Raw genomic sequence first — 25,186 nt, forward strand, 5'->3', positions numbered from 1 at the left:
CCCCAGTGCTTATCTTTCAGCCTCCCAAAGAAGAAGCTCTCGCGCCCAATGGTTGATCACTCCATGCAATCCTCCCCCCGTAATTCCCGTCGCTGGCTGTTTGGCCTGCTGGTACTGCTGGTTATCGCCGGCCTGTGCTGGAAATTCTGGCCTGGCACCCACAAGGATGCCGACGCGAAGAAACCCGCAGGGCATGCCGGCAAGTCGGGGATGACGCGCCCGGGCTTCGGAGGTTCCACTGGCCCGATCCCGGTGCGTGTGGCGCCGACGGTGCTGGGTGAGTTCCCGGTGTACTACAAGGCGTTGGGCACGGTTACGGCACTTAACACTATTAATGTGCGCAGCCGGGTGGGCGGCGAGCTGGTGAAGATTGCCTTTGAAGAGGGCCAGATGGTCAAGGCCGGCGACCTGTTGGCAGAAATCGACCCGCGCAGCTACCAGAACGCCTTGCTCCAGGCCCAGGGCACGCTGTTGCAGAACCAGGCCCAACTGAAAAACGCCCAGGTTGACGTGCAGCGTTACCGCGACCTGTATGCCCAGGACAGTATCGCCAAGCAAACCCTGGACACCGCCGAAGCGCTGGTCCTGCAATACCAGGGCACCGTCAAGACCAACCAGGGCGCGGTGGATGACGCCAAGCTCAACCTTGAATTTACCAAGATCCGCGCGCCCATCGGTGGCCGCGTCGGCTTGCGTCAGGTCGACGTAGGCAATCTGGTCGCCGCCAATGACACCACTTTCCTCGCGGTGATCACTCAGACCCAGCCGATCAGCGTGGTCTTCACCCTGCCGGAAAACACCCTGGACACCGTCCTCAGCCGTTACCACGCCGGTAACAAATTGCCCGTGGAAGCGTGGGACCGTGGCGACGTGAAAAAACAGGCGGTCGGCGTGCTGCAAAGCCTCGACAACCAGATCGACGTCACCACCGGCACCCTGAAATTCAAGGGCCGCTTCGATAATAAGGACCAGGCGCTGTTCCCCAACCAGTTCGTCAATGTGCATTTGCTCGCCGACACCCTGCACAACGTGGTGCTGGCGCCGTCCGCGGCGATCCAGTACGGCAACAACGGCACCTTCGTCTACAAGCTCGATGGCGACAAAAAGGTCAAGGTGCAGCCGCTGGTGGTAGGTGACACCGATGGCGACAACACTGTGATCAAGGAAGGCCTGGTCGCCGGCGACCGCGTGGTGCTGGAAGGCACCGACCGCCTGAAAGACGGCAGCGAAATTGAAGTGGTAAACGACAGCAGCGCAGTACAGACCACTCCGACCGAACACTTGCAAGGCAAGCCCGCATCGAAAGGGGAGACCGGCGCTGACGCCGGCAAGGCGCAAAAGGTCGGTTCATGAACCTGTCGCGACTGTTTATCCTTCGCCCGGTTGCCACCACGCTGAGCATGCTGGCCATTGTTCTGGCCGGCATCATTTCTTATCGCCTGTTGCCGGTTTCGGCCTTGCCACAGGTGGACTATCCGACTATCCGGGTGATGACCCTGTACCCCGGCGCCAGCCCGGACGTGATGACCAGTGCGGTCACCGCGCCGCTGGAGCGCCAGTTCGGGCAAATGCCCGGCCTCACCCAAATGGCCTCCACCAGCTCCGGCGGCGCATCGGTGCTGACCCTGCGCTTTAACCTCGACATCAACATGGATGTCGCCGAGCAACAGGTGCAGGCCGCGATCAACGCCGCCACCAACCTGCTGCCCAAGGATTTGCCGGCACCGCCGGTCTACAACAAGGTCAACCCGGCGGATACCCCGGTGCTGACCCTGGCGATTACCTCCAAGACCATGCTGTTGCCCAAGCTGAACGACTTGGTCGACACGCGCATGGCGCAAAAAATTGCGCAGATCAGCGGCGTCGGCATGGTCAGCATCGCCGGCGGCCAGCGCCAGGCCGTGCGCATCAAGGTCAACCCCGAGGCCCTGGCGGCGAATGGCTTGAACCTGTCCGACGTGCGCACCTTGATCGCCGCGTCCAACGTCAACCAGCCCAAGGGCAACTTCGACGGCCCGACCCGCGTGTCGATGCTCGACGCCAACGACCAGTTGGTCTCGCCCGAGCAATACGCCGAGCTGATCCTGGCCTATAACAACGGCGCGCCGTTGCGTCTTAAAGACGTCGCTCAAATTGTCGACGGCGCCGAAAACGAGCGCCTCGCCGCCTGGGCCAATGAAAACCAGGCCGTATTGCTGAACATCCAGCGCCAGCCGGGCGCCAACGTGATTGAGGTGGTCGACCGTATCAAGGCGTTGCTGCCGAGCATCACCGACAACCTGCCGGCGGGCCTTGACGTGACCGTGCTTACGGACCGCACCCAGACCATCCGCGCCTCGGTCACCGACGTGCAGCACGAATTGCTTATCGCCATTGCCCTGGTGGTGATGGTGACGTTCCTGTTCCTGCGCCGTTTCAGCGCCACGATTATTCCGTCCATCGCTGTGCCGTTGTCGCTGATCGGCACCTTTGGCGTGATGTACCTGGCCGGTTTCTCCGTGAACAACCTCACACTGATGGCCCTGACCATCGCCACCGGCTTTGTGGTGGACGATGCGATCGTGATGCTGGAAAACATCTCGCGCTATATCGAGGAGGGCGAAACGCCGATGGCGGCCGCGCTCAAAGGCGCCAAGCAAATCGGCTTCACCCTGATTTCCCTCACCGTATCGTTGATTGCGGTACTGATCCCGCTGTTGTTCATGGCGGACGTGGTGGGGCGCTTGTTCCGCGAATTCGCGATCACCCTGGCGGTGGCGATTCTGATTTCCCTGGTGGTGTCCCTGACCCTGACGCCGATGATGTGCGCGCGTTTGCTCAAGCGCGAGCCGACACCGGAAGAGCAAGGCCGTTTCTACAAGGCCAGCGGTGCCTGGATTGATTGGCTGATCGAAGCCTACGGACGCAAGTTGCAGTGGGTGCTCAAGCATCAGCCGCTGACGTTGCTGGTGGCCATCGCCACCCTCGGCCTGACCGTGGTGCTGTATCTGGTGGTGCCCAAGGGCTTCTTCCCGGTGCAGGACACCGGTGTTATTCAGGGCATTTCCGAGGCGCCACAGTCGGTTTCCTTTGCCGCCATGAGCCAGCGCCAGCAGGAGTTGGCCAAGGTCATCCTCGCCGACCCGGCGGTGGAAAGCCTGTCGTCCTACATTGGTGTGGACGGCGACAACGCCACCCTCAACAGCGGCCGTTTGCTGATCAACCTCAAGCCCCACGGCCAGCGCGACTTGAGTGCAGCGCAAATCATCACCCGCTTGCAGCCGGAAATCGACAAGCTGGTAGGCATTCGCCTGTTCATGCAGCCGGTGCAGGACCTGACCATCGAAGACCGCGTCAGTCGCACGCAGTATCAGTTCAGCATGTCGTCGCCCGACGCCGAGCTGTTGGCGCTGTGGAGTGACAAGCTGGTGCACGCCCTGAGCCAGTTGCCGGAACTGACCGACGTCGCCAGTGACCTGCAGGACAAAGGCCTGCAGGTGTACCTGGTGATCGACCGCGATGCAGCCTCGCGCCTGGGCGTCAGCGTGTCGAACATCACCGATGCGCTGTACGACGCCTTCGGCCAGCGGCAGATTTCCACGATTTACACCCAAGCCAGCCAGTACCGCGTGGTGTTGCAGGCCCAATCCGGTGAAACCCTTGGCCCGGCTGCGCTGAACCAGATTTATGTGAAAACCACCGACGGCGGCCAGGTGCGGCTGTCGAGCCTGGCCCGTGTGGAGCAGCGTCAGGCGCAGTTGGCGATTGCGCACATTGGCCAGTTCCCGGCGGTGATGATGTCGTTCAACCTGGCCCCCGGCGTCGCGCTGGGCAAGGGCGTGGAGCTGATCAACCAGACCCAGAAAGACATCGGCATGCCGGTCGGCGTGCAAACCCAGTTCCAGGGCGCGGCGCAGGCATTTGAGGCGTCGTTGTCGAGCACCTTGCTGCTGATTCTGGCGGCGGTGGTCACCATGTACATCGTGCTGGGTGTGCTGTACGAGAGCTACATTCACCCGATCACCATTCTCTCGACCTTGCCGTCGGCAGCGGTGGGGGCCTTGCTGGCCTTGCTGCTCAGCGGCAATGACCTGGGCATGATCGCGATCATCGGCATTATCCTGCTGATCGGCATCGTGAAAAAGAACGCGATCATGATGATCGACTTCGCCCTCGACGCTGAACGTAATCAGGGCCTGGACCCGCAGACGGCGATCTACCAGGCGGCGCTGTTGCGCTTCCGGCCGATCCTGATGACCACGCTGGCCGCGCTGTTCGGTGCGGTGCCGCTGATGCTGGCCAGCGGTTCCGGCGCGGAATTGCGTCAGCCACTGGGCCTGGTGATGGTCGGCGGTTTGCTGGTGAGCCAGGTGTTGACCCTGTTCACCACGCCGGTGATCTACCTGTACTTCGATCGCCTGGGCCGTCGCTGGCGCAAAGAGCCGCAAAGCCTGGAGCCGGTTGAGTCATGAACCTGTCCGGACCTTTTATTCGCCGGCCGGTAGCGACCATGCTGCTGAGCCTGGCGATCATGTTGCTCGGCGGCGTCAGCTTCAACTTGTTGCCGGTGTCGCCGTTGCCACAGATCGACTTCCCGGTGATCGTGGTGTCGGCCAGTTTGCCCGGCGCCAGCCCCGAGGTGATGGCGTCTACCGTGGCCACGCCGCTGGAACGTTCGTTCGGCGCGATTGCCGGCATTACCACCATGAGCAGTTCGTCGAGTCAGGGTTCCACGCGCGTGATTCTGGCGTTCGATTCCGACCGGGATATCAACGGCGCGGCGCGGGAAGTGCAGGCGGCGATCAACGCCTCGCGCAACCTGCTGCCGAGCGGCATGCGCAGCATGCCCACCTACAAGAAGATCAACCCGTCCCAGGCGCCGATCATGGTGCTGTCGCTGACCTCCGACGTGTTGCAGAAGGGCGAGCTGTACGACCTGGCGTCCACCATCCTCTCGCAAAGCCTGTCCCAGGTGCCGGGCGTGGGCGAAGTGCAGATCGGCGGCAGCTCCTTGCCGGCGGTGCGTATCGAGCTGGAGCCCAAGGCCCTCGACCAGTACGGCGTAGCCCTGGACGATGTGCGCAACACCATCGCCAACGCCAACCAGCGGCGCCCCAAAGGCTCACTGGAGGATGCCGAGCGCAATTGGCAGATCCAGGCCAATGACCAACTGGAAAAGGCCAAGGATTACGAGCCGCTGCTGATTCGCTACCAGAACGGCGCAGCCCTGCGCCTGGGTGATGTGGCGAAGATCAGCGACGGTGTGGAGGACCGCTACAACAGTGGCTTCTTCAACAATGACTCCGCCGTATTGCTGGTGATCAACCGCCAGTCCGGCGCCAACATCATTGAGACGGTGCGCCAGATCAAGGCGCAATTGCCGGCGTTGCAGGCGGTGCTGCCCTCCAGCGTCAAGCTCAACCTGGCCATGGACCGCTCGCCGGTAATCACCGCGACTTTGCATGAAGCCGAGATGACCCTGCTGATTGCCGTGGCCCTGGTGGTGTTGGTGGTGTACCTGTTCCTGGGTAATTTCCGCGCCTCGTTGATCCCGACCCTGGCGGTGCCGGTGTCGCTGGTCGGCACCTTTGCGGTGATGTACCTGTTCGGTTTTTCGTTGAACAACTTCTCGCTGATGGCACTGATCCTCGCCACCGGTTTGGTGGTGGACGACGCCATTGTGGTGTTGGAGAACATTTCCCGGCATATCGATGACGGTGTGCCGCCAATGAAGGCCGCGTACCTGGGCGCCGAGGAAGTCGGTTTTACCTTGCTGTCGATGAACGTGTCGCTGGTGGCGGTGTTCCTGTCCATTCTGTTTATGGGGGGCATTGTTACCAACCTGTTCCGCGAGTTTTCCATCACCTTGTCGGCGGCGATCATTGTTTCGTTGATTGTGTCGCTGACCTTGACCCCGATGCTGTGCGCGCGCTGGCTCAAGCCGCACATCAAGGGCCAGATGACCGGTTTGCAGCGCTGGAGCCAGAAGGTCAACGACCGCATGGTCGCCGGCTACGCCACCAGCCTCGACTGGGTGCTGCGTCACCGTCGGCTGACCTTGCTCAGCTTGTTCCTGACCGTCGGCGTGAACGTTGCGTTGTACGTGGTAGTGCCGAAAACCTTTATGCCGCAGCAAGACACCGGCCAGTTGATTGGCTTTGTGCGCGGCGACGACGGGCTGTCGTTCAACGTGATGCAGCCGAAAATGGAGACCTTCCGCAAGGCCGTGCTCAAAGACCCGGCAGTGCTCAGCGTGGCCGGCTTTATCGGCGGCAACAACGGCACCAACAACGCGGTGATGCTGGTGCGCCTCAAGCCTATCGCCGAGCGCAAAATCTCGGCGCAGGCGGTGATCGAGCGCCTGCGCAAAGACGTGCCGCTGGTGCCGGGCGGTCGTCTGTTCCTGATGGCCGACCAGGACCTGCAATTTGGCGGCAGCCGTGACCAGACCAGCGCGCAGTACTCCTACATCCTGCAAAGTGGCGATTTGACCGCGTTGCGCCTGTGGTACCCGAAAGTGGTCGCCGCCTTGCGCGAACTGCCGGAGCTGACCGCCATCGACGCCCGCGAAGGCCGTGGCGCGGCGCAGGTGACGCTGGTGGTGGATCGCGATCAGGCCAAGCGCCTGGGCATCGACATGAGCATGGTCACGGCGGTATTGAATAACGCCTACAGCCAGCGGCAGATTTCCACCATCTACGACAGCCTCAACCAGTATCAAGTGGTGATGGAGGTCAATCCGAAATACGCCCAGGACCCGATTACCCTGAACCAGATGCAGGTGATCACCTCAACCGGCGCGCGGGTGCCGTTGTCGACCATTGCCCACTATGAGAACAGCCTGGCGGACGACCGCGTCAGCCACGAAGGCCAGTTCGCCTCGGAAAACATCGCCTTTGACATGGCGCCGGGAGTGACGGTGGAGCAGGGCACGGCCGCCATCGAGCGGGCGATTGCCAAGGTCGGTTTGCCGGAAGACGTGATCGCCAAGATGGCCGGCACCGCCGATGCATTCGCCGCGACCCAGAAGGGCCAACCGTTCATGATCCTCGGCGCGCTGGTGGCGGTGTACCTGGTGCTGGGCATCTTGTATGAAAGCTATATTCACCCGCTGACCATCCTGTCGACCTTGCCGTCGGCGGGTGTCGGCGCGTTGCTGTCGATCTACCTGTTGGGCGGTGAGTTCAGCCTGATTTCCCTGTTGGGGCTGTTCCTGCTGATCGGCGTGGTGAAGAAAAACGCGATCCTGATGATCGACCTGGCGCTGCAACTGGAACGGCATGACGGCATGAGCCCGCTGGAATCGATCCGCAGCGCATGCCTGTTGCGCTTGCGCCCGATTCTGATGACCACGCTCGCCGCCATCCTTGGCGCCTTGCCCTTGCTGCTCGGCGCCGGCGACGGTGCGGAAATGCGCAAGCCGCTGGGCCTGACGATCATCGGCGGCCTGGTGTTCAGCCAGATCCTGACCCTTTACACCACCCCGGTGGTTTACCTTTATCTCGACCGCGCGCGCCACCGCTTCAACGCCTGGCGCGGCGTGCGTACCGATGCTGCCCTGGACACTGCGCTATGACCGACTCAACAAACGCCAATGCAAGCTCCTTGTGGCAAGGGAGCAAGCGCCCTCGCCACAGTTCGGGTTTCAGTCAGGGGGTGAGGGCGGTAACCATGGTGCTGTGCGGCGCACTGCTCAGCGCCTGCGCTATCGGCCCGGATTACAAGCGCCCGCAAGTTGTCGAGCCTGCACAGTTCAAGGAAGCCCAGGGCTGGACGCAGGCGAATCCGAGCGACTCCCTGGCCCGTGGCGCCTGGTGGGAGCTGTATGGCGATCGCCAACTCAATGACTTGGTGACGCGCCTCAACAACGCCAACCAAACCGTGGCCCAGGCCGAAGCGCGCTTTCGCCAGGCCCAGTCCCAGGTGCGCAGTGCCCGGGGGGCGTTTTTCCCCACGGTTGACTTGAGCGCCGGGAAAACCCGCGCCAGCCAGGGCACCGGCAGCAGCAGCGCGAGCCTCAGCAGTTCCAGCAGTGGTATCCGCGACACCCTTAACGCGCAGTTGGGCGTGAGTTGGGAAGCGGATGTGTGGGGCAAGTTGCGCCGGGGCCTGGAAGCCAATGAAGCCACGGCCGAAGCCAGTTCGGCGGATTTGGCGGCGATGCGTTTGAGTCAGCAATCGGAATTGGTGCAGGACTATTTGCAACTGCGCGTCATGGACGAACAGACGCGTCTGCTGCAGGCCACGCTCGACACCTATAAACGTTCGCTGCAAATGACCGAAAACCAGTATCGGGCGGGTGTTTCCGGGAAAGACGCGATTGCCCAGGCGCAGACTCAGCTCAAGACAACCCAGGCGAGCCTGATTGATTTGATCTGGCAGCGTGCACAGCTGGAGAACGCCATCGCCGTGTTGATCGGCGAGGCGCCAGCCAATTTCAATTTGGCGGTGAGCAAGGATATTCCGGCGCTGCCGCAGATCCCGCTGAGTGTGCCGTCGCAGTTGCTGGAGCGTCGTCCGGATATTGCGTCGGCTGAGCGTTCGGTGATTGCAGCGAATGCGAATATCGGGGTGGCCAAGGCGGCCTATTACCCGGATTTGAGCTTGAGCCTGGCGGGCGGGTATTCGAGCAGCACCTATGCGAATTGGATCAGTTTGCCGAACCGGTTTTGGTCGGTGGGGCCGAAGTTGGCGATGACCTTGTTTGACGGCGGGCAGCGCTCGGCTGAGGTGGATCGCTCCGAGGCGACTTACGACGAGACGGTGGCCAAGTATCGGCAGACGGTGCTGGATGGTTTTCGCGAAGTTGAAAACTATATGGTGCAGTTGAAAGTGCTGGAGGATGAAGCGGTAGTCAGCAATGAAGCGCTGGACGCGGCTCGGGAGTCGTTGCGGTTGACCGAGAACCAGTATAAAGCCGGGTTGATTGCGTACCTGGATGTGGTGACGGTGCAGGCTACGGCGTTGAGTAACGAGCGGACGGTGTTGACGCTGCTGCAGACGCGGTTGGTGGCGAGTGTGCAGTTGATCGCAGCGTTGGGTGGGGGTTGGGATGGTCAGACTTCGTCTGGCGTTACAGAGTGATTGGGGGTATATCCGGCATTTGCATTACGGCTGATATGGGGTTCGCTCTTACAGCCAGCCCTTTCAAGGTCTTTGGGAATCTGTCTGATAGGGCGAACACCATCCCCGTGGCGAGCGGGCTAGCCCCGCGTTGGGCTGCGTAGCAGCCCCAAAAACAGCAGCCGAAGAGTGCCTGACTCACCGCATTCCTCCTTTTAGGGTCGCTTCGCAACCCAACGCGGGGCTAGCCCGCTCGCCACAGAGACAGTATTCGCCCTTAACGCTTTTCAAAGACCTTGAAAGGGCAGGTCCTTAGAGCCCCAACTCAGACAGCCCCGGGTGATCATCCGGTCGCCGCCCCAACGGCCAATGAAACTTGCGCTCACTCTCCTTGATCGGCAGGTCGTTGATGCAGGCAAAACGATTGGCCATCAACCCGTTTTCGTCAAACTCCCAATTCTCATTGCCGTAAGAGCGAAACCAGTTTCCCGAATCGTCGTGCCATTCATAGGCATAACGCACTGCGATCCGGTTACCGTTAAATGCCCACAGTTCCTTGATCAACCGATAATCCAGCTCTTTGGCCCATTTACGCGTCAGAAACCCCTTGGCCTCTTCGCGGTTATGCGCGAACTCGGCACGGTTACGCCATTGCGTGTCCAGGGTGTAAGCCAGAGACACCCGTTGCGGGTCCCGGGAGTTCCAGCCGTCTTCGGCCAGGCGCACTTTTTCGATGGCGGACTCACGGGTAAACGGCGGCAGGGGTGGACGTGTTTCAGCAGTAGAGGTCATTCGGCATCTCCTTCATACACTACGGTTTAATCGAGCGTTGCGAGGCGTGTGGGTTCACAGTCCCAATAGCGTGCGCGCCACGCATTGGGCGTTATCTGCGGCGGTGCAATCACCCATCACTAGGGCGACAGTAATGGCGCCATCGATCAGTATCAGCAATTGCGCGGCCTGCCGTTGCGGGTCGCCAGTGCCGTGGGCTTCACACAGTTCAAGGGCGTACTCGAACAGTTTCTGTTTATGCGCCTTGGCCAGCAGGCGCACCGGGTCTTGCGGGTTGCCGGTTTCGCCACTGGTGTTGATGAAGGCGCAGCCGCGAAAATCCGCCGTGCCGAACCAGGCCTTGAGGGCACTGAACACTGCCAACAGGCGTTCACCGCTGCCTTCGCTGCGCTCCACTTCGTCACGCAGCCACTGCATCCAGCGTTCGTCGCGGCGTTGTAACGCGGCAATCACCAGTTCGTCTTTATTGGCGAAGTAGCGATAAATACTCTTGCGCGAGACACCGGCGGTTTTCACCAACAAATCCATGCCGGTGGCGGCGATGCCATGGCGATAGATCAATTTTTCGGTGACGTCGAGGATAACGTCGCGGGTTTCATTAGAGGTTATGTCGTTCATGATTTATACAGTAGAACGACCGTTCTTCTTGGTCAATTAAATTTTTTCCATGCTGCGCGGCGAGACCTGAGCACCCCCATGGTGTAAGCTCGGGGCCTCTTCGGATTCGACCCATTGCGAGCCTTATGCCGTCGTTCTTCAAACGCTCCCTGTTGCCCAAACTGCGCGGTTTTCCACTGTCCCCCGATGCCATCGAGGTGCTGCCCAGCGCCGATGCCTATCGCCGTTGCCTGCTGGAAAAAATCCCCCAGGCCACGCAGCGCATCTACATCGTTGCGCTGTACTTGCAGCAGGACGAAGCGGGGCAGGAGATCTACGATGCCTTGCACGCGGCCAAGGCTGCCCGGCCAGCGTTGGACATTGTGGTGGTGGTCGACTCGCTGCGGGCCCAGCGCGGGCTGATCGGCGCCGGCAAGCAGCCAGGCAACAGCGCCTGGTATCAGGCCATGACCCAGTCCCACAGCAGTGAAGTGCCGGTGTATGGCGTGCCGGTGCAAACCCGCGAGCTGTTCGGCGTGCTGCACCTCAAGGGCTTTGTGATCGACGACAGCGTGCTGTACAGCGGCGCCAGCCTGAACAATGTGTACCTGCACAAGTTCGACAAGTACCGGTTTGACCGCTATCACCTGATCCACTGCCAGCCGCTGGCCGATTCGATGCAGCATCTGATCGAGCATGGCCTCGTCGCGTCCAAGGCGGTGCATCGCCTTGACCTGCCGAACCCGCCGACTACCCGCAGCCTGCGCAACGATATCGGTGACCTGCGCAGCCGTTTGAAGCACGCCGCCTACGACACCACGGCGGGGCAGTTACCCAATGGCCATCTGTCGGTCAGTCCGCTACTCGGCGTGGGCAAGAACAACGCCTTGAGCCGCGTCATTCTCGAATTGATCGCCAGCGCCCAACACCAGCTGACCATTTGCACGCCTTACTTCAACCTGCCATTGCCGGTGACCCGGGAAATCAACCGCGCCCTGGCGCGCGGTGTGAAGATCGACATCATTGTCGGTGACAAAACCGCGAACGATTTCTACATCCCGCCCAGCGAGCCGTTCAAGGTGATTGCCGCGCTGCCGTACCTGTACGAAATCAGCCTGCGCCGCTTTGCCAAACGCCATCAACCGATGATCGAAAGCGGCCAGTTGAACCTGCACCTTTGGCACGACGGTGACAACTCCTATCACCTTAAAGGCATGTGGGTCGACCAGCGTTACACCTTGCTCACCGGCAACAACCTCAACCCGCGTGCATTCCGCCTGGACCTGGAAAACGGCCTGTTGATCGATGATCCGCAGGGGCAATGGCTGGCGCCGCGCCGCCTCGAACTGGCGCAGATTTTCCAGCACGCCACGCGCATCGAGGGTTACCAGCAATTACAAACACTGGTGGACTATCCGCCAGCGGTCGGCAAGTTCCTGCGCCGGGTGAGCCGGGTGCGCATCGAGCGGTTGCTGTACCGCATTCTGTAGCCGTTCAACTGCGTCTTGCTGAGACCGCGCCCGGCCGGGCGCGGGATGTTGATGCTTGGGATTTTCCTTACACCGCCCTCAGAGGCGGGGTCTTAAGGTCGCCTGTGCTGCTCTGGATTTAGAGCAGTGGCTTCATTCATCCAAACTCAGTGGGAGAGTCGTTATGCCAATTTCCGGCATTAGTGCTTCCAGGACGTTTAATTTCAGGGATGTTATCAACACGCAGGCGTCGGATACCCTGGCCACAGAGCCAGAGATTCGCGCCAAACGCAGCCCGCCGCAGGGTACAACCCCACAGAAAAAAAGGCCCGGTTGGGCTTTTCTGCCGCAAACCGCCCGCAGCAAAAGGCTCATGCCACTCGGCGACCGCAAACTGCAAGACGCCCTCAGCGGTGCGGCTTTCGGCGGGACCGCAGACAAGCGCGTGCATGTGCCGACCACCGCCAGCATTTTCCCCGCCTTTGACGCCTATCGCAGCACAATCAACAGCCCTGAAGCCGCCGCCTGGTTCCTCAGGCAAGGCTTGGACATGTCCACGGTTGTCGTCAAACCCGACTCAGTGTCGGGCAACGTCACGCGCGACGGCGTCACCCGCCTTGTAACGTTCACTCCCACGGATGGATCTGGATGGTGGCGGCTCAGTCCGCGAATCAATGCCGCTGCGGCGGCCCTTGATGTGCAAGGTGCGGGGTTACCTTACATCGATGAAGGCAGCGATATGCTGTCGCGCAACACGGTTTTACAGGCGTATGGCATCAAACCTCCCGCCAGCGACAGTGACCTTTGGCGAGTACAAAATGAACTCGCCGCGTCGGATTGGTTTTCCCTGCCGGCCAACACCAAGGCTCAACTTGAGCAACGGATACTCACCGCCAGAACCCTGGTCGACACCCTCGACGAGCGCAGGAGCCTGGCCAGTCAGCTCGGCGCACTGCTGGGCGACAAGCCTGACGATGAGGCAATCACACTGGCCGGTATTCAGGCGCAGATTGGCAGCAGTTCACCGCTTGCCAGCAAGGCGGCGACGACTGCGCCGATCAATGCCGTGCTGCAAGCGCACGGCCTGGCGTTGCCGAAAACGGCGGGAGAGCTGCGCAACGCCATCCGTTGGCTCAACGCCTCGCTGCCGCCGGCGCCGGCCCTGGGCAACTATGCGCAACTGATCTCAAGCCCATGGGCGCCGGGCGGTTTGTCTGGCCCCGACAAGGATTATCTGGCCGGGTTGAGCGATACGGACCCCGCTCACCGAAATCCGTCACGGGATTTGCTGTCGGTGGGCGTTGTCAACGCGGGCTCCGTTGATGAATTGCGTGCCCAGGCTGAGTCGTTTATCACCCAGGCGCTCTATCGAGGCCGTCCACAGGCGACGTGGGCGCATATTGCAGCGAATCGACAGTTCCTCGGGGCCTCCGGCGAGCAAGGGCTCTCGACGGGCGAAATTCAGCAGTGGGCCATGGCGGCGATCATGCTGCAGATTGACCCCCAAGCGCCCGGTGAGCCTGGGTTCATCGCCGGTTATGACATTTACCAGCCCGCCAACAACGGCCGCTCTCTTGCCGCCGTGCGCGAGGACATAGAAGCGCACCTCGGGAAAAAGTTGGGCGCCGATGCCAAGGTGGCGCCGCTGGTGGCGCATTTGTTCCTGGCGAGTGCTGCCCCGGAGTTTCTGGTTCCGGGCGTCTCGCCCACGTTGCGCATGGGCACCACCGAATGGGCAGACTTGCGCCTGGGCGTCGCATTCGCCGAGCGTCAGGGCGGGCCGGGGTGTTCTCGTGCCATGAATTACCAGGAAATCGTTTCCCTCACGCGGTTGGACCCCCGTTCGCCGGAAGAGGCCGCCGTGCTGGATAACTACGCGATGGCGGCTCTGCTCGACTGGGGCATGATGCAGGGGCTCTACACCAAGCCGGTAGACGGCGTTTACACCCCCCAGCATTACCAAAAGGCTGCCAATGCCTTTGAGTCCCAGCGCGAGCAACTGCTTCAGGCCCTTGAGGCATTCAAGACGCCGCTGCCGACTCGACGGGACTTGGCCATCGCTCAATTGCACACGGCGTTTCCAGACTACAGCGTCCAACAGCTGCAAGGGCTGCGAGTGCACATCGCAAACCCGAATGAGCGGCGCAGCCTGAAGCTGTCGGAGCCCAGAACCCGCTCCCTGGTTGAAACCTACATGACCGGGGACCTGAAAAAGAACCGCTGGATGCTGTTGGCGCCGGGTGAGCAACCGCCTCAACTGACTAAACCGAAAACCCCTTACGCGGCTGCAAGAGGGCTTAGCCCGGCTGATCAAGCCGCCGTGGACCGCAATGTCCAGGCCCTGAACGTCAAGATCGACACATTGCCGGATGTGCAAGCCAGGGTTGGCGCGGAAGTCGACGCTTCCCTGGCCAGCCTTAAACAGGGCCTGAGTACCGTGACCCGTCAGATGATTGCCAACTTGCCGCTGGCTGATCGTCAGGCGCTGGAACTGGGCAGTGTTGAGTTGTTTGCCTTGCGCGAGCAAACCGACAGCGTGCCCACGGTGGATCAGACGCCGGGGCAGGTGGAGGAGCGGCGAGGGCGCAAAGGCACGGTGATACGTTGCGAATACAACGGGGTGATTCGCTACTTCGAAGTCTTTCCGGACAAGATGCTGATCATCAAACGCGAGGGATTACCCGATACGTTACAGCTGGGCGGCACCTTGCACGACCACCCGAAAACCTACGGCCCATGGGCGCCAACCACCACTCAGTTGCAGAACGGGGCGGTGGAACCGTTTGATTTTACGGCCTACAGCACAGACGCTCTGCCCAGGTCCGGCACGACGTCGCCGGGCATCATCATCGATAAACTCGGCGACACCCTGCCCGCAGCGCCAACGGCAGTGACGGGGGATGGGGCCAGCGTTGTGCCCAATAGTTTTGCCTCTGAGCGCAGTCAGGCGATTGTCGACCGCATCATGCAGGGCAACTTTATCCATCACCGAGACACCGTGTTGAAAGCCGCCGAAGGTAAGTTGCCACTTGAGCAACGTCGTGAGGTATTGCGCCGCAACGACAGCATTCTGCTGGGCATGATTCCCTTTGTAGGCGCAATTATGGATCTGACCAAGGGCAATTGGGTCGAGGGCACGCGCGGCCTGATAATCGATACTGTCGGCGCCTGGGTGGGCGGCGCGGGCGCGACGCTTGGGCCGTTGGTGAAATCCACCAAAGTCGTTGCGCCTTTTGGTGCCAAGGCTTTTCGTGTGCTGGAAAAGGGCGTTGCCGTGGTCAGTGGGTTTTTGAACCCGCTGGACGGTTCGGCCGATCTGCTGGTCGCCGGCGCAAAAGGGATTTTTTCCGTGCCCAAACTCTTGAGCAAGGCGCCAAAGACAGCAATGTTGAGGACGTTGGGCGCGGTGGAGGAAAAGCTGCGTACCTACCTGGGCGTTAGCAGCGGGGTTCAACAACAGGCGACGGCTCAAGGCGCAGGGCCGCAGGCTGCCACTTGCGATGTGAGTTATCACGGGATCAGCGTAAAGGCGATGCAGGTGGATGGCCTTTGGTATGCGACTGATCCGAAAACCGACCTGCCAGTGGGTACGCCGCTGGAAGGGTTTTTCACCGTTTGAAGCCATCATGGCGCTCAACATGACCCAGGCCTGATTCAGGCCTGAGTTTTTTTTGAACGGATAGTGCGGAACAGGCTTTTCAGTAACGTTCAGCTTCCCGTGTTGCGCATTCGGACGACTCCTACAGGCCCGAATGATACGACCTCATAGGCTCGCGGTTGATGGTTCTTAAGGACAAGAACTCTTGCGATTTCAACCGTTAAGAGAACTTGAAATGTCTGTAAACACTGTAAGTAACGCAGTCATGCCTGCTCGTATGCCCGCGATAGGCAACGCCAGCGACGCAACGCATCAACCGGCCCCTGCGCCAGGGCCGCAGGACAGCCCTGGCGATGCTGGGCAGTCGGTGCTCTCGGGCGTCCCAAGACATCGGGATGGACAGCTCACTCAATTAAAACTCGAACAATCATTGCCACGCCTCAAGCGTGAGGCTTCGTCCGAAGCGCCCACTCACATTGCTGATGCCGAGCGTAAAAGCCCTGTTTTTCCGGCGCCCTCTGCTGCCAAAAAAGCGGACGATAAAGCGCGCAAAGCCCTCGCTCACTGGCTCAAGACCGGCAAACTCAAAGACGACCCTGTACCTCCAAACTCTTCTATCAAACCTTTCGTCGAGGCCTACAAGGACGCTGTACGTGAGCCACAGGTGCAGGCCTGGCTCACATCCAAAGGCTTGGACTTATCGACCGTCCGGGTCTTCAGTGACGCGGTTGAGGGCGCGGTGGTTGTCGACGGGGTAAAGCACATTCGCAGGTTTACCACGACAGACGGTTCTGGCTGGTGGGAGGTGGGTGCCAAGGTCACCGAAGCGGTGAAGGCATTGCATCCCGGCTATATCGGGGTTTCGTTGCCACTTAAAGAAACCGACGAGTTTCTTGACTCAAACGTGCTGTTTGGTTTTTACGGTATTGAAGGGCCAAATGATCAAAATGACAGAAAGAAGATTTCCAAGAAGCTCCACAAGGAAGGTTGGCCGGCGATAACCGACGAAAAACGCAGCCAATGGCAAAAGCAATTCAACACACTCCAGCAAAAAATCAGTGATGAAGATGTTCGCTCGCGCCTGGCGGCACAACTGCAAGCGCTGCTCAAGGAGAAAGTCGGGACAGAGGCGTTTGATTTGAGCGCGGAGCGCGCTGTTGTTTATCCGCAATCGTCTCTGGCGCGAAAAAGCCAAGTGCCGCGTGAGCGTTTTGTCGAATGGTTGGAAGCGCCGCTGTTCAAGGCGTTTATCAAGAAAATCGGGTACGGCGGGAGTGAAAACGACTACAGGATATCCGAAGGAACGCTGGAGCTGCGTCGGGGTTCCGGCAACCATTGGATTTCCTTGCAACCCTATCTGGACGATGAGATCAACAAGGTCATGGTGGGCGGTAGCCCGGACGAAAAAGCCGCGATCAACCGTTTCAGTCAGCAATTTAATCAGCTGCTGGCCTTCAGTAGAACCACCGGCAATGCCTTGTATGCGTCGGCGACATACGACGTACGCCAGATGCTCGAGTTTTCCGGGCTGGGTTGCCCCGGTACGGCCACACAACTGAACTCAGCGATTGGCTGGCTGGCCACCAAGCTGCCGCCAGCCCCAGTGGTGGGTGATTACGCCGGCCTGTCGCCTTATAGCTGGGCGCCGGGTGCGCTGTCGCCCGGTGATGTGGCGCTGCTCAAAGAACAGTCGACGCAGGCCGGATCGGTCACCCAATTGTTGATCAGCCATTTGGCGCGGCACGACGTGCCGAATGATCCGCACCTTGAACTTCAAGTGTTCTTCGACTCACCCGAAGCCGTCGCCAAGGCGCAGGAACTGGCAGGTGTGTTGAAGATGGCCGAGGTGGCTGATGGCAAGGTCCTCTCAAGAGCCACCCGTCATCAGTTGTTGGCCTGCGCCATCAAGGCTGGCATCACTGCTGAAATGCCCGGTAAACCCGGAGTGGTCGCCGGGTACGCGCTCTATCAGCCAGGCAACCTTGGCCGCACCCTGAATGACGTGCGAACTGACGTCGAAACCCACTTGCAACGCCAAGGCGCCAATGCCAGGACGGCCCCCTTGATTGCCCATATGTTGCTGGCACAGGCTGCGCCTGAGTTCTTGATCATCCCTGACCCCAATATTTCGTCAGACGCCCCGGCCGCGCTGAAGCTGTCACCCGGGCAAGTCAGCATCGGTTCGGCGTCCTGGATGAACCTGCGTCTGGGCTGTGCCATGGCTGAGGCACTTGCTGGCAAAGGCAGTTCGCGGTCACTGAACATTACTGAGGCTCAAGCCCTTGCTCGGCTCAACCCCATGGGGGCCGAGCAAGAACAGCTGATGAAGGGCCTTGGAGCGCCACCGGTGCTCGATTGGGCAGTGATGAATGGCGTATTCCCCAAGACCTCGGATGGGCGATATTCGCCAGGCGATTACACAGCTGCCACGCAGGCGTTCGCAGACCGGGAGAAAGCCATCTATAGCGCTTTCCAGAGCATGACGCGCGAGCCTCCCAGCCAAACAAACCTGCTGGTAGATCAACTGGCAATACTGTTTCCCGAGATGACCAAAAATGAGATCCGTAAATTCAAGCTTGAGCTTGTTACCGATACGCCTTTTAACCCGCGCCAGCACGGGCATCTGGAAACACGTCAGCCGCTGTTAACCGAATTGCTTCTGACCGGGCAAGCCAGACTGGACCCGCTATTTAGTTTTCAGAAGTGGCTGAACGAACTGTTCTCCGGCGAGAAAAAGTACACATTCACCCACCCGCTTATTTCTCAGGAAACTTTCAACGAGCGCATCAAAAAACTGCCGGACATTGCCCCCTTGGTGGCGCCGGCTGTGGATAAATACCTGGCCGATAGTCGAACGGCACAGGAAACCATGGTCCGGCTGATGATCGCCAATGCACCGCTGGATGTGCGCAAAGGGCTGGAGGCGGGCGATGTGGAAATCTTCACCCTGCGTGAAGAGACCGGAACACCTCTGGACGAGGACGAGGGAGCCGACTCGAAGGTATTTGAAAAACGCGCCAAGCAAGGCGTGCTGTTGCGCTATAAAACCCCAGGGACAACGGATGGGTATACCTATCTCGAGATGTTCCCGGGCTCTATGAAAATGGAAAAGCGTCACCTGCTGTTCTCCAGCCTGAAACTGAACGGGGAGATTCAAAAGGGCCAGGTACCTGATGTTGGTTTCAGCTACAGCCGGAAAGATTTTCGCAAGGCGACACCGGTGGACTTTGACCTGCAGGCTTACCAAACAGGTGACGCACCCCGCCCTGGGGTGCGTACGAACGCAATCATCGAAAAGTTCGGAAAGACGCTGCCGGGGCGCACTCAACCCCCGCGCTTTGCGACTTCGCCTGAGCATGCCCCAAACAGTTGGTCCTCGACTAAAACCCGCGATATTGCCAAAGCGATTGTGGATGCCACGTTCGATGTAAAACGCGAAGCGTTGATGGAATACGCCAACAAGCCCACAGCACTTCAGCGAAGACGCACCTACCCGTTCGATTCCGGACAGGTCTTTACCCGGGAGAACCTGAGAACGGTGCTAAGCCTTATCCCGTTTGTCGGCGGGATTGCCGACATAGCCGAAGGGAAGTTGGCGGCGGGGCTCACGGGGCTGGTGATTGACTTTGGATCGTTCGTGGTGACGGGCGGTCTACCAGGCGCCGCAAAATTTTTTCGGGGCCTTAAGACCGTTGTCAGGTTTAAAAACAGTGCATTCGGTGTGCGGGAGGTGAAGGGCGCTTCGCCGTTTTTCCGCAGTGTGTTCAACCCTCTCGATGGTTCGCTTGATGTAATCAGGTCTGGCCCTAAATTGGCAAAGGCAGCCAGGAAGATACTGGCGGGTGAGAGGGTTGTTGTGAGCGAGGGCTTTTTTCTGACGACTACTGCGTTTGAGAAGTGTCGCTGGGGCGTGGGGGCCTACGATACCCTGGTGCCTGAGACCGTGGGTGAGGCTGCGACTACCTACCCGGGGAGCCAGACTGGCTTTAGTCAAAACTGTGCGATATCTGCCGTGCAGATCAACGCGAAGTGGTACGCGATTGACCCTGCCACTCACAAACCCACCGGAGCACCGCTTGAAGACTTCCAGCCGGATGCTCCTGTGAGTTAAGCGTTGGCCGTCCCTCGGTCGCGCAGTGCGCGATACGAGGGAGCAGGTCAGTTCAGACCCAATTTGCCGCGCAGGGTCGACAGGTCTTCCGCCAGGGTGTTGACCGGACCCACCAGCGCCTTGCGGTCGTTTTCCTTGACCTTGTCGTAGGTCTCATACCCGCCATCCTTGGTTTTGTACTTGGCGAGAATTTTGTCCACGGCGGCGAAATTCTTGTCGACCTTGGCCAGGAAGGCTTTGTCTTGTTTCTCGATCTGGCCACGGAACAGGTCGACGATTTTCTTCGCACCGTCGATGTTGCCCTGGAAGTCATACAGGTCGGTGTGGCTGTAACGGTCTTCTTCACCGGAGATCTTGGTGGCAGCGACTTCTTCGAGCAGCGCTGCAGCACCGCCGACGACTTTTTCAGGCGGGAAGGTCAGGCCGTCAACGCGGGTTTTGAGGTCGTTGACATCGGTGTTCAGCTTGGCGGTCAGCGTTTCCAGGCCTTTGGTGGTCTTCTCGGAGAACAACACGTATTCGATGCGGTGAAAGCCGGTGAAGTCTTCAGCGGTCACGCCTTTTTCGTGGTCGTCAACGCGCGAATCGATGGAGGCATCGAGGTCGCTGAACAGCTCGGCGATCGGCTCGATGGACTCATAGTGCACGCGGGTTGGTGCGTAGAGCTTTTGCGCTGTGGCCAGGTCGCCCTTGTTGATGGCGTCGGTGAAGGCTTGGGTCTGGGTCACCAGCTCACCGATTTCTTCGGTGACGTAAATCTTGTAGTCCGACACCGGGCCTACCAGGTCCAGCGGTGCGGTAGCGGCGAACGCTGCCAGCGGCGAAAGGGTCATTAACAACGACAACGCAATAGTCGACTTCTTCATGGGACGGTATCCGCTCTGGTTTGTTTTAGGTGTTGGCAGTGGTTTGAGGATGCGTTGCAGCGAGCAGCGTGCGCCCAATGAAATCCTTGGGCCCTGCGACACCTGGCAAGGTGAAGAAATACCCGCCGCCGACCGGCTTGAGGTATTCCTCCAGGGGCTCGCCGTTGAGCCGGGTTTGCACGCTGATAAAGCCTTTCTCCAGGTCAGCCTGATAGCAGATGAACAACAGCCCCATGTCCAGCTGACCGTTTTTGTTGACGCCGTTGGAGTAGTTGAACGGCCGACGCAGAATCAGGTTGGCCTGGGTCTGCGGGGTGCGCGGGTTGGCCAGGCGGATGTGGGCATCGAGCTTGGTCAACTTGCCTTCCGGGTCCTTGCTGTAATCGGGAACCTGGGTTTCTTTAACGCCATCCATCGGTGCGCCGGAAGGCTTGACGCGGCCGATGATGCTTTCCTGCTCTTGCAGCGGAGTACGGTCCCAGCGCTCGACGAAGTTGCGGATGATCCGCACCACTTGATAGCTGCCGTTGGCTGCCCAGGCCGGTTCTTCGCTTGCAGGTTGCACCCAGACAATCTGGTCCATGGCCTTGTTGTCGGTGGAGTTCGGGTTGGCCGAACCGTCACGAAAACCGAGGAAATTGCGCGCACTTTGTGCCGGCTCGCCAGGTTTGGCGGGTGCCTGGGGCGGCACGCTGCCTTCCTGCTTCCAGCGCACCAGCAGCAGGTCGGGCAGGTTTTTGACGATGTCGCGCAGGGCGTGAATGTTGGTATCAGTGGTGTTAGAGCAAAACTGCAGGCTCAGGTCGCCGTGGCACTGCGCCGGTTCCAGTGCGTCATTGGGAAAGCCGACCATGCGGCTCAGGCGCTTGGGCTTGACCGCCGTCAGGCCGAAGCGCTCATCGAACAGCGACTCGCCAACCGACACGGTGATGGTCAGGTTATCCGGCGTGACCACCGGGCCGAGGATGCCGGAATCAGTGGGCGGCAGTTTCGGGTCGACCTGCGGCACGGGGCCGCCGGTCATCAGGAACGCGATGCGCTCGTTCAAGGTGCGAAACAGGCGTTCGAGGTCGTCGCGGTCGCTTGCCAGTACATCGAACGCCACCATCATGCCGCACGCTGGGCGCGGCGTGACGATGCCGGTCTGGTGCTTGCCGAAAAACTCGTGGTGGTCCTGGGTCTTGTCACTGCGCGGCGCCGTGGTGACCTGTTCGGCGGCAGCTGCCAGCGCAGGGCAGGTCAAGGTGCTGCCGGCAATGGCGGCGCCGGTCGCGGCCATGCCCAACAGGACACGGCGGCGCTGAAGGTTAAGCTGTTCTGAATCACTCATCTGTGCGGTCGTCTTCACTGCAGGCCGGAAAGGCCAAGGGCGGGGTCGATTCCATCGAGTGCAACGGCCAGAGCCTTGGCCTTGTCGGCGATCTGCTTGCGCTGATCGGCCGTAACGCTGTCGTACGCGCTGTAGCTGTTATTGACTTTGAACCCGTCGAGTTCGGCATCGAACGCGGCGAGGGCGCTGTCGATCTTCGGCAACAGGTCGTCGGCGGATTTGCTCAGCAGCGGGCGCATCAGCTCGACGACTTTGTGCGCGACGTCGAGGTTGGCCGCGAAACCGTTCAGGTCGATATGACTGTAGCGTTCCTCTTCACCGCTGGCGGCGCGCACGTCGGCCAGGCTGTTGAGGTTGCGCACCACGATGCTCACCAGTTGCTCCGGTGGCAGCGATTGAGCCAGCAGCTGTGCCTTGAGGGTGGTGACGTCGGCGACCAGGCGCTGCGCAATCGGCGCAAGGCCGTCGAGGCTGCGTTGCTGGAACAGGCTGTACTCAATGCGGTGGAAGCCGCTGAAGGCCGGGTCTTGCTCGCGCTGTTCAAAGTAGTCGGCGCGGGCGTTGATCGCGTTGTCCAGCTCGGCGAGGCGTTGAGCTGCCGGCGCCAGGCGCTGGTAAGCCTCACGGGCTGGCACATACAGCGCCTGGGCCTGGGCGAGGTCGCCGGCATCGATGGCGTGTTGCAGCGCCGTCGCCGCCTTGACCAGCGCACTGCCTTGGCCGCTCAGGTACACGCGAAATTCCGACAGCGGGCCAATAAACGCCAGCATCGACGGCTTGGCTTTGGCCTGGGCGTCGGACTCGGCGGTCGGCGTCACATGCAAGGTGCCGCGCGGGTTGCTGAGCAGGCCGCAGGTGATTGCGTAGTCGCCGGGCAACAGGTTGGCATTGATGATTTGGCTCAGGCCCGGGGCAATATTTTCCCGCTCCTCGATCACCAGCACGCCGTCGAGAATTTCCCACTCCACCGCGCGGTCGGAGCGGTTGATGATGCGAAAGCTCGCATGCCCGGCGGGCACGGTCAGCGCGTTGGGCTCGCAGGCATGGCCGTGAATGGTCACGGTGATTTCATTGCTGTTGGTTTGACGCTTGGCCGCCGCCAGTTGCGAGGCGTAATAGAACAGGCCACCGGCGGCGATCATCACGATCACCGAGCCGGCCACCGCCCAGCGCAAGGCGCGGGCAGGCGGAGCCGGTTGAGGAGTTGGGTTGGACAAGAGACGGTCCTTACTGGCTGGAAACGGAAGAGGTGTTGGCAACAGGCTTGGGCGGCGCTGAGGGCAGGAAAAACATCACCAGCGCCACCACCAGGTAAATCAGATAGGCGCCCAGGGTGCTCACGGTCGGCGCCTCCTGGTAGCCGAACATCCCGGCGAGCACCGAACCCAGCGGGCTGTCCATCGGCAGCACGGCGCTGAAGTCGAACAGTACGGTTTGCAGGTGGTTCCACACTCCGGCTTCGTGCAGGGCCTGCACCGAGTTGGCGAGAATGCCGGCGGCCACCACCAGAATGAACAGGCCGGTCCAGCGGAAGAACGCCCCGAGGTTCAGGCGCATGCTGCCGGAATAGATCAGGAAACCGACGATGATTGCCAGGATCAGGCCGAGCAGGGCGCCAATCGGTGCGCCCGGGCCTTCGCTCTGCTGGAACACGGCGAGCAGGAAGAACACCGTTTCCAAACCTTCGCGGGCCACGGCGAAAAACACCATGGCAATCAGCGCGAACACCTGGTGCTTGGAGCCGGCCAGGGCGTGGTCCAGGGATTCATGCAGGGAATGCTTGATGGACCGCGCGACTTTGCGCATCCAGAACACCATGGAACTGAGAATGCCCACGGCGACGAGCCCGACCACGCCTTCAAACAGTTCCTGCTGTTTTTGCGGAAACTCAGCGCTGACCAGCTCCAGGCCACCACCGACCAGCAACGCCAGGGCGGCGGCGAGGAACACGCCGACCCACACGGCGGGCATCCACTGGCCACGACCGGTCTGTTGCAGGTAACTGGCGATGATGCCGACGATCAACGCGGCTTCAATGCCTTCGCGCAGCATGATTAGAAAGGGAACAAGCATTCAGCACCGCACCGAGACCTATTGAGATGCTAATTTGTAACATAATGATACTCATTACTAAACAGGCAATGTTGACCTTTGCTGAACCGTTGCTGAACGGTGGTGGCGAATCGTAACCACCCTTATGATGCACGCCATGTTTATGCAGAGCTGAATAGCCGAATTCCCATGGCGGAAAAAGACACCATCTCCATCCATCTCGTGCGCGAAGCGTTATTGCAGAGCTGTGCGCCGGGTGCGGCGACGCTTGAGGCCTTGGGCAAAGTCGGAATCGACCCGGCTTTGCTCGCGCTGCCCACTGCACGCGTGCCGGCCACGGCGTATGCCCGCCTATGGCGCCTGCTGGCGCGGCGTATGGACGATGAGTTTTTTGGCATGGACCCGCGCAAGCTCAAGTCCGGCAGCTTTGAGTTTTTGTGCCGTGTGGCCATGGCGCAGCCGAACCTGGGTGCCAGCCTGGAAGCGGGTTTGGGTTTTTTGTCGTTGATGCTTGAGCATCTGCCTGCGCAATGGGTGCGCCAGCAGAGCCTGGCGGAAATCGTCTTGCTTGAACCGCAGGTGCCGCCCAAGCGGGCATTTACCTACTTTGCCTACTGGATGATTGTTCACGGCGTGGCGTGCTGGCTGGCAGGGCGGCGGATTCCCATTCTGGCCATTGAGCTGCGATGCCCGCAGCCGGATTTTTGTGATGACTACCAGGTGATGTTTTCTGACAACTTGCGGTTTGATCGGCCGCGTACGCGGATGATCTTTTCGGCGGATTGTCTGGATTTGCCGATCAAGCGCAGCCCGCAGGAACTGCAGCGGTTTCTGGCGCATGCGCCGGCCAACATCCTGGTTAAATACCGCGACCCGCAAAGCCTTGCCGCGCGAATCAAGCACGACTTGCGGCAGATGCCGCCCGACACCTGGCCGGAAACCGAGGGCCTCGCCGCCAGCCATTGCATCTCGGCTTCGACGCTGCGTCGCCGTCTGGCAGAAGAGGGGCAGACGTATCAGGGGCTTAAGGACAGCGTGCGCAAGGAGCTGGCGATTGTGTGGCTGGCGGAGCCACACGTCAGCTTTGCCGAGATCGCCGGGCGGTTGGGGTTTGCCGATGCGAGTTCATTTTATAAGGCGTTTCGCAAGTGGTCGGGGTCGAATCCGGGGCATTACCGGAGTTTGATTTTGAATGAGGGGTTGGGGCGGTAGGGGGTGCGTGTATATCCGTTATTTAGTTAACGGCTGGTATTGGTTCCGCTCTTACAGCGGCTCACTTTTGGAAAGACCCAAAAGTAAGCAAAAGGTCTTCGCCCCACCACTCGGCAC

General features: G+C 60.4%; 14 protein-coding genes. 8 read left to right on the top strand and 6 right to left on the bottom strand.

Features of this window, described 5'->3' with window-relative positions; genetic code table 11:
* Window positions 1-48: 48 nt before the first annotated feature.
* The 4 genes from ACP7A2_RS23030 (at window position 49) to ACP7A2_RS23045 (ending at window position 9,063) form a co-directional block, all read left to right on the top strand.
* The gene (locus tag ACP7A2_RS23030) at window positions 49-1,353 is read left to right on the top strand and encodes an MdtA/MuxA family multidrug efflux RND transporter periplasmic adaptor subunit (RefSeq protein WP_426136089.1); all 1,305 of its coding nucleotides are present in this window, start codon (window positions 49-51) and stop codon (window positions 1,351-1,353) included.
* Window positions 1,350-4,451 (top strand): MdtB/MuxB family multidrug efflux RND transporter permease subunit, encoded by a 3,102-nt coding sequence (locus tag ACP7A2_RS23035; protein ID WP_426136090.1) that lies wholly within the window; start codon window positions 1,350-1,352, stop codon window positions 4,449-4,451. The genes ACP7A2_RS23030 and ACP7A2_RS23035 overlap by 4 nt, the downstream gene beginning before the upstream one ends.
* The gene (locus ACP7A2_RS23040; RefSeq protein WP_426136091.1) at window positions 4,448-7,555 is read left to right on the top strand and encodes an efflux RND transporter permease subunit; all 3,108 of its coding nucleotides are present in this window, start codon (window positions 4,448-4,450) and stop codon (window positions 7,553-7,555) included. The genes ACP7A2_RS23035 and ACP7A2_RS23040 overlap by 4 nt, the downstream gene beginning before the upstream one ends.
* A 95-nt stretch (window positions 7,556-7,650) precedes the next feature.
* Complete coding sequence (locus tag ACP7A2_RS23045; RefSeq protein WP_426136099.1) at window positions 7,651-9,063, top strand: efflux transporter outer membrane subunit; 1,413 nt, start codon at window positions 7,651-7,653, stop codon at window positions 9,061-9,063.
* A 291-nt stretch (window positions 9,064-9,354) separates the two neighbouring features.
* Here ACP7A2_RS23045 and ACP7A2_RS23050 read toward each other — a convergent pair whose 3' ends face one another.
* A complete protein-coding gene (locus tag ACP7A2_RS23050) occupies window positions 9,355-9,834 on the bottom strand; it encodes a nuclear transport factor 2 family protein (protein ID WP_348061460.1) in 480 nt (159 codons plus the stop codon).
* 54 nt (window positions 9,835-9,888) lie between these two features.
* Complete coding sequence (locus ACP7A2_RS23055; RefSeq protein ID WP_426136092.1) at window positions 9,889-10,452, bottom strand: TetR/AcrR family transcriptional regulator; 564 nt, start codon at window positions 10,450-10,452, stop codon at window positions 9,889-9,891.
* Window positions 10,453-10,577: 125 nt separating this feature from the next.
* Between ACP7A2_RS23055 and pssA the strand changes: the two genes are divergently transcribed.
* From pssA to ACP7A2_RS23070, 3 genes are all read left to right on the top strand, one after another.
* Window positions 10,578-11,921, top strand: a complete 1,344-nt coding sequence (pssA, locus tag ACP7A2_RS23060; protein WP_426136093.1) for a CDP-diacylglycerol--serine O-phosphatidyltransferase — start codon at window positions 10,578-10,580, stop codon at window positions 11,919-11,921.
* A 352-nt stretch (window positions 11,922-12,273) separates the two neighbouring features.
* Window positions 12,274-15,519: a hypothetical protein gene (locus ACP7A2_RS23065; protein WP_426136094.1), complete on the top strand. Its 3,246-nt coding sequence runs from the start codon at window positions 12,274-12,276 to the stop codon at window positions 15,517-15,519.
* 184 nt (window positions 15,520-15,703) lie between these two features.
* Window positions 15,704-19,609: a hypothetical protein gene (locus ACP7A2_RS23070; protein WP_426136095.1), complete on the top strand. Its 3,906-nt coding sequence runs from the start codon at window positions 15,704-15,706 to the stop codon at window positions 19,607-19,609.
* Window positions 19,610-19,656: 47 nt separating this feature from the next.
* Here the strand turns inward: ACP7A2_RS23070 and efeO (ACP7A2_RS23075) are convergent, their stop codons facing one another.
* The 4 genes from efeO (ACP7A2_RS23075) to efeU are packed head-to-tail and all read right to left on the bottom strand — an operon-like array spanning window position 19,657 to window position 23,878.
* Window positions 19,657-20,475, bottom strand: coding sequence for an iron uptake system protein EfeO (efeO, locus tag ACP7A2_RS23075; protein ID WP_348061469.1), 819 nt, complete (start codon window positions 20,473-20,475; stop codon window positions 19,657-19,659).
* Window positions 20,476-20,500: 25 nt separating this feature from the next.
* Entirely contained in the window at window positions 20,501-21,805 is a 1,305-nt protein-coding gene (gene efeB / locus ACP7A2_RS23080; RefSeq protein WP_426136096.1) for an iron uptake transporter deferrochelatase/peroxidase subunit, read from the bottom strand.
* A 14-nt stretch (window positions 21,806-21,819) separates the two neighbouring features.
* On the bottom strand, window positions 21,820-23,022 hold the full coding sequence (gene efeO, locus ACP7A2_RS23085) for an iron uptake system protein EfeO (RefSeq protein WP_426136097.1): 1,203 nt from the start codon (window positions 23,020-23,022) through the stop codon (window positions 21,820-21,822).
* A gap of 10 nt (window positions 23,023-23,032) precedes the next feature.
* Window positions 23,033-23,878 carry an iron uptake transporter permease EfeU gene (efeU, locus tag ACP7A2_RS23090; RefSeq protein ID WP_375070172.1) on the bottom strand — a complete coding sequence of 282 codons (846 nt, stop codon included), beginning with the start codon at window positions 23,876-23,878 and terminating at the stop codon, window positions 23,033-23,035.
* Window positions 23,879-24,046: 168 nt separating this feature from the next.
* Between efeU and ACP7A2_RS23095 the strand changes: the two genes are divergently transcribed.
* Window positions 24,047-25,069, top strand: a complete 1,023-nt coding sequence (locus ACP7A2_RS23095) for an AraC family transcriptional regulator (RefSeq protein WP_426136098.1) — start codon at window positions 24,047-24,049, stop codon at window positions 25,067-25,069.
* Window positions 25,070-25,186 lie beyond the last annotated feature (117 nt).

The organism is Pseudomonas sp. PWP3-1b2, from assembly GCF_049896045.1.
GTDB classification, from domain to species: domain Bacteria; phylum Pseudomonadota; class Gammaproteobacteria; order Pseudomonadales; family Pseudomonadaceae; genus Aquipseudomonas; species Aquipseudomonas antarctica_B.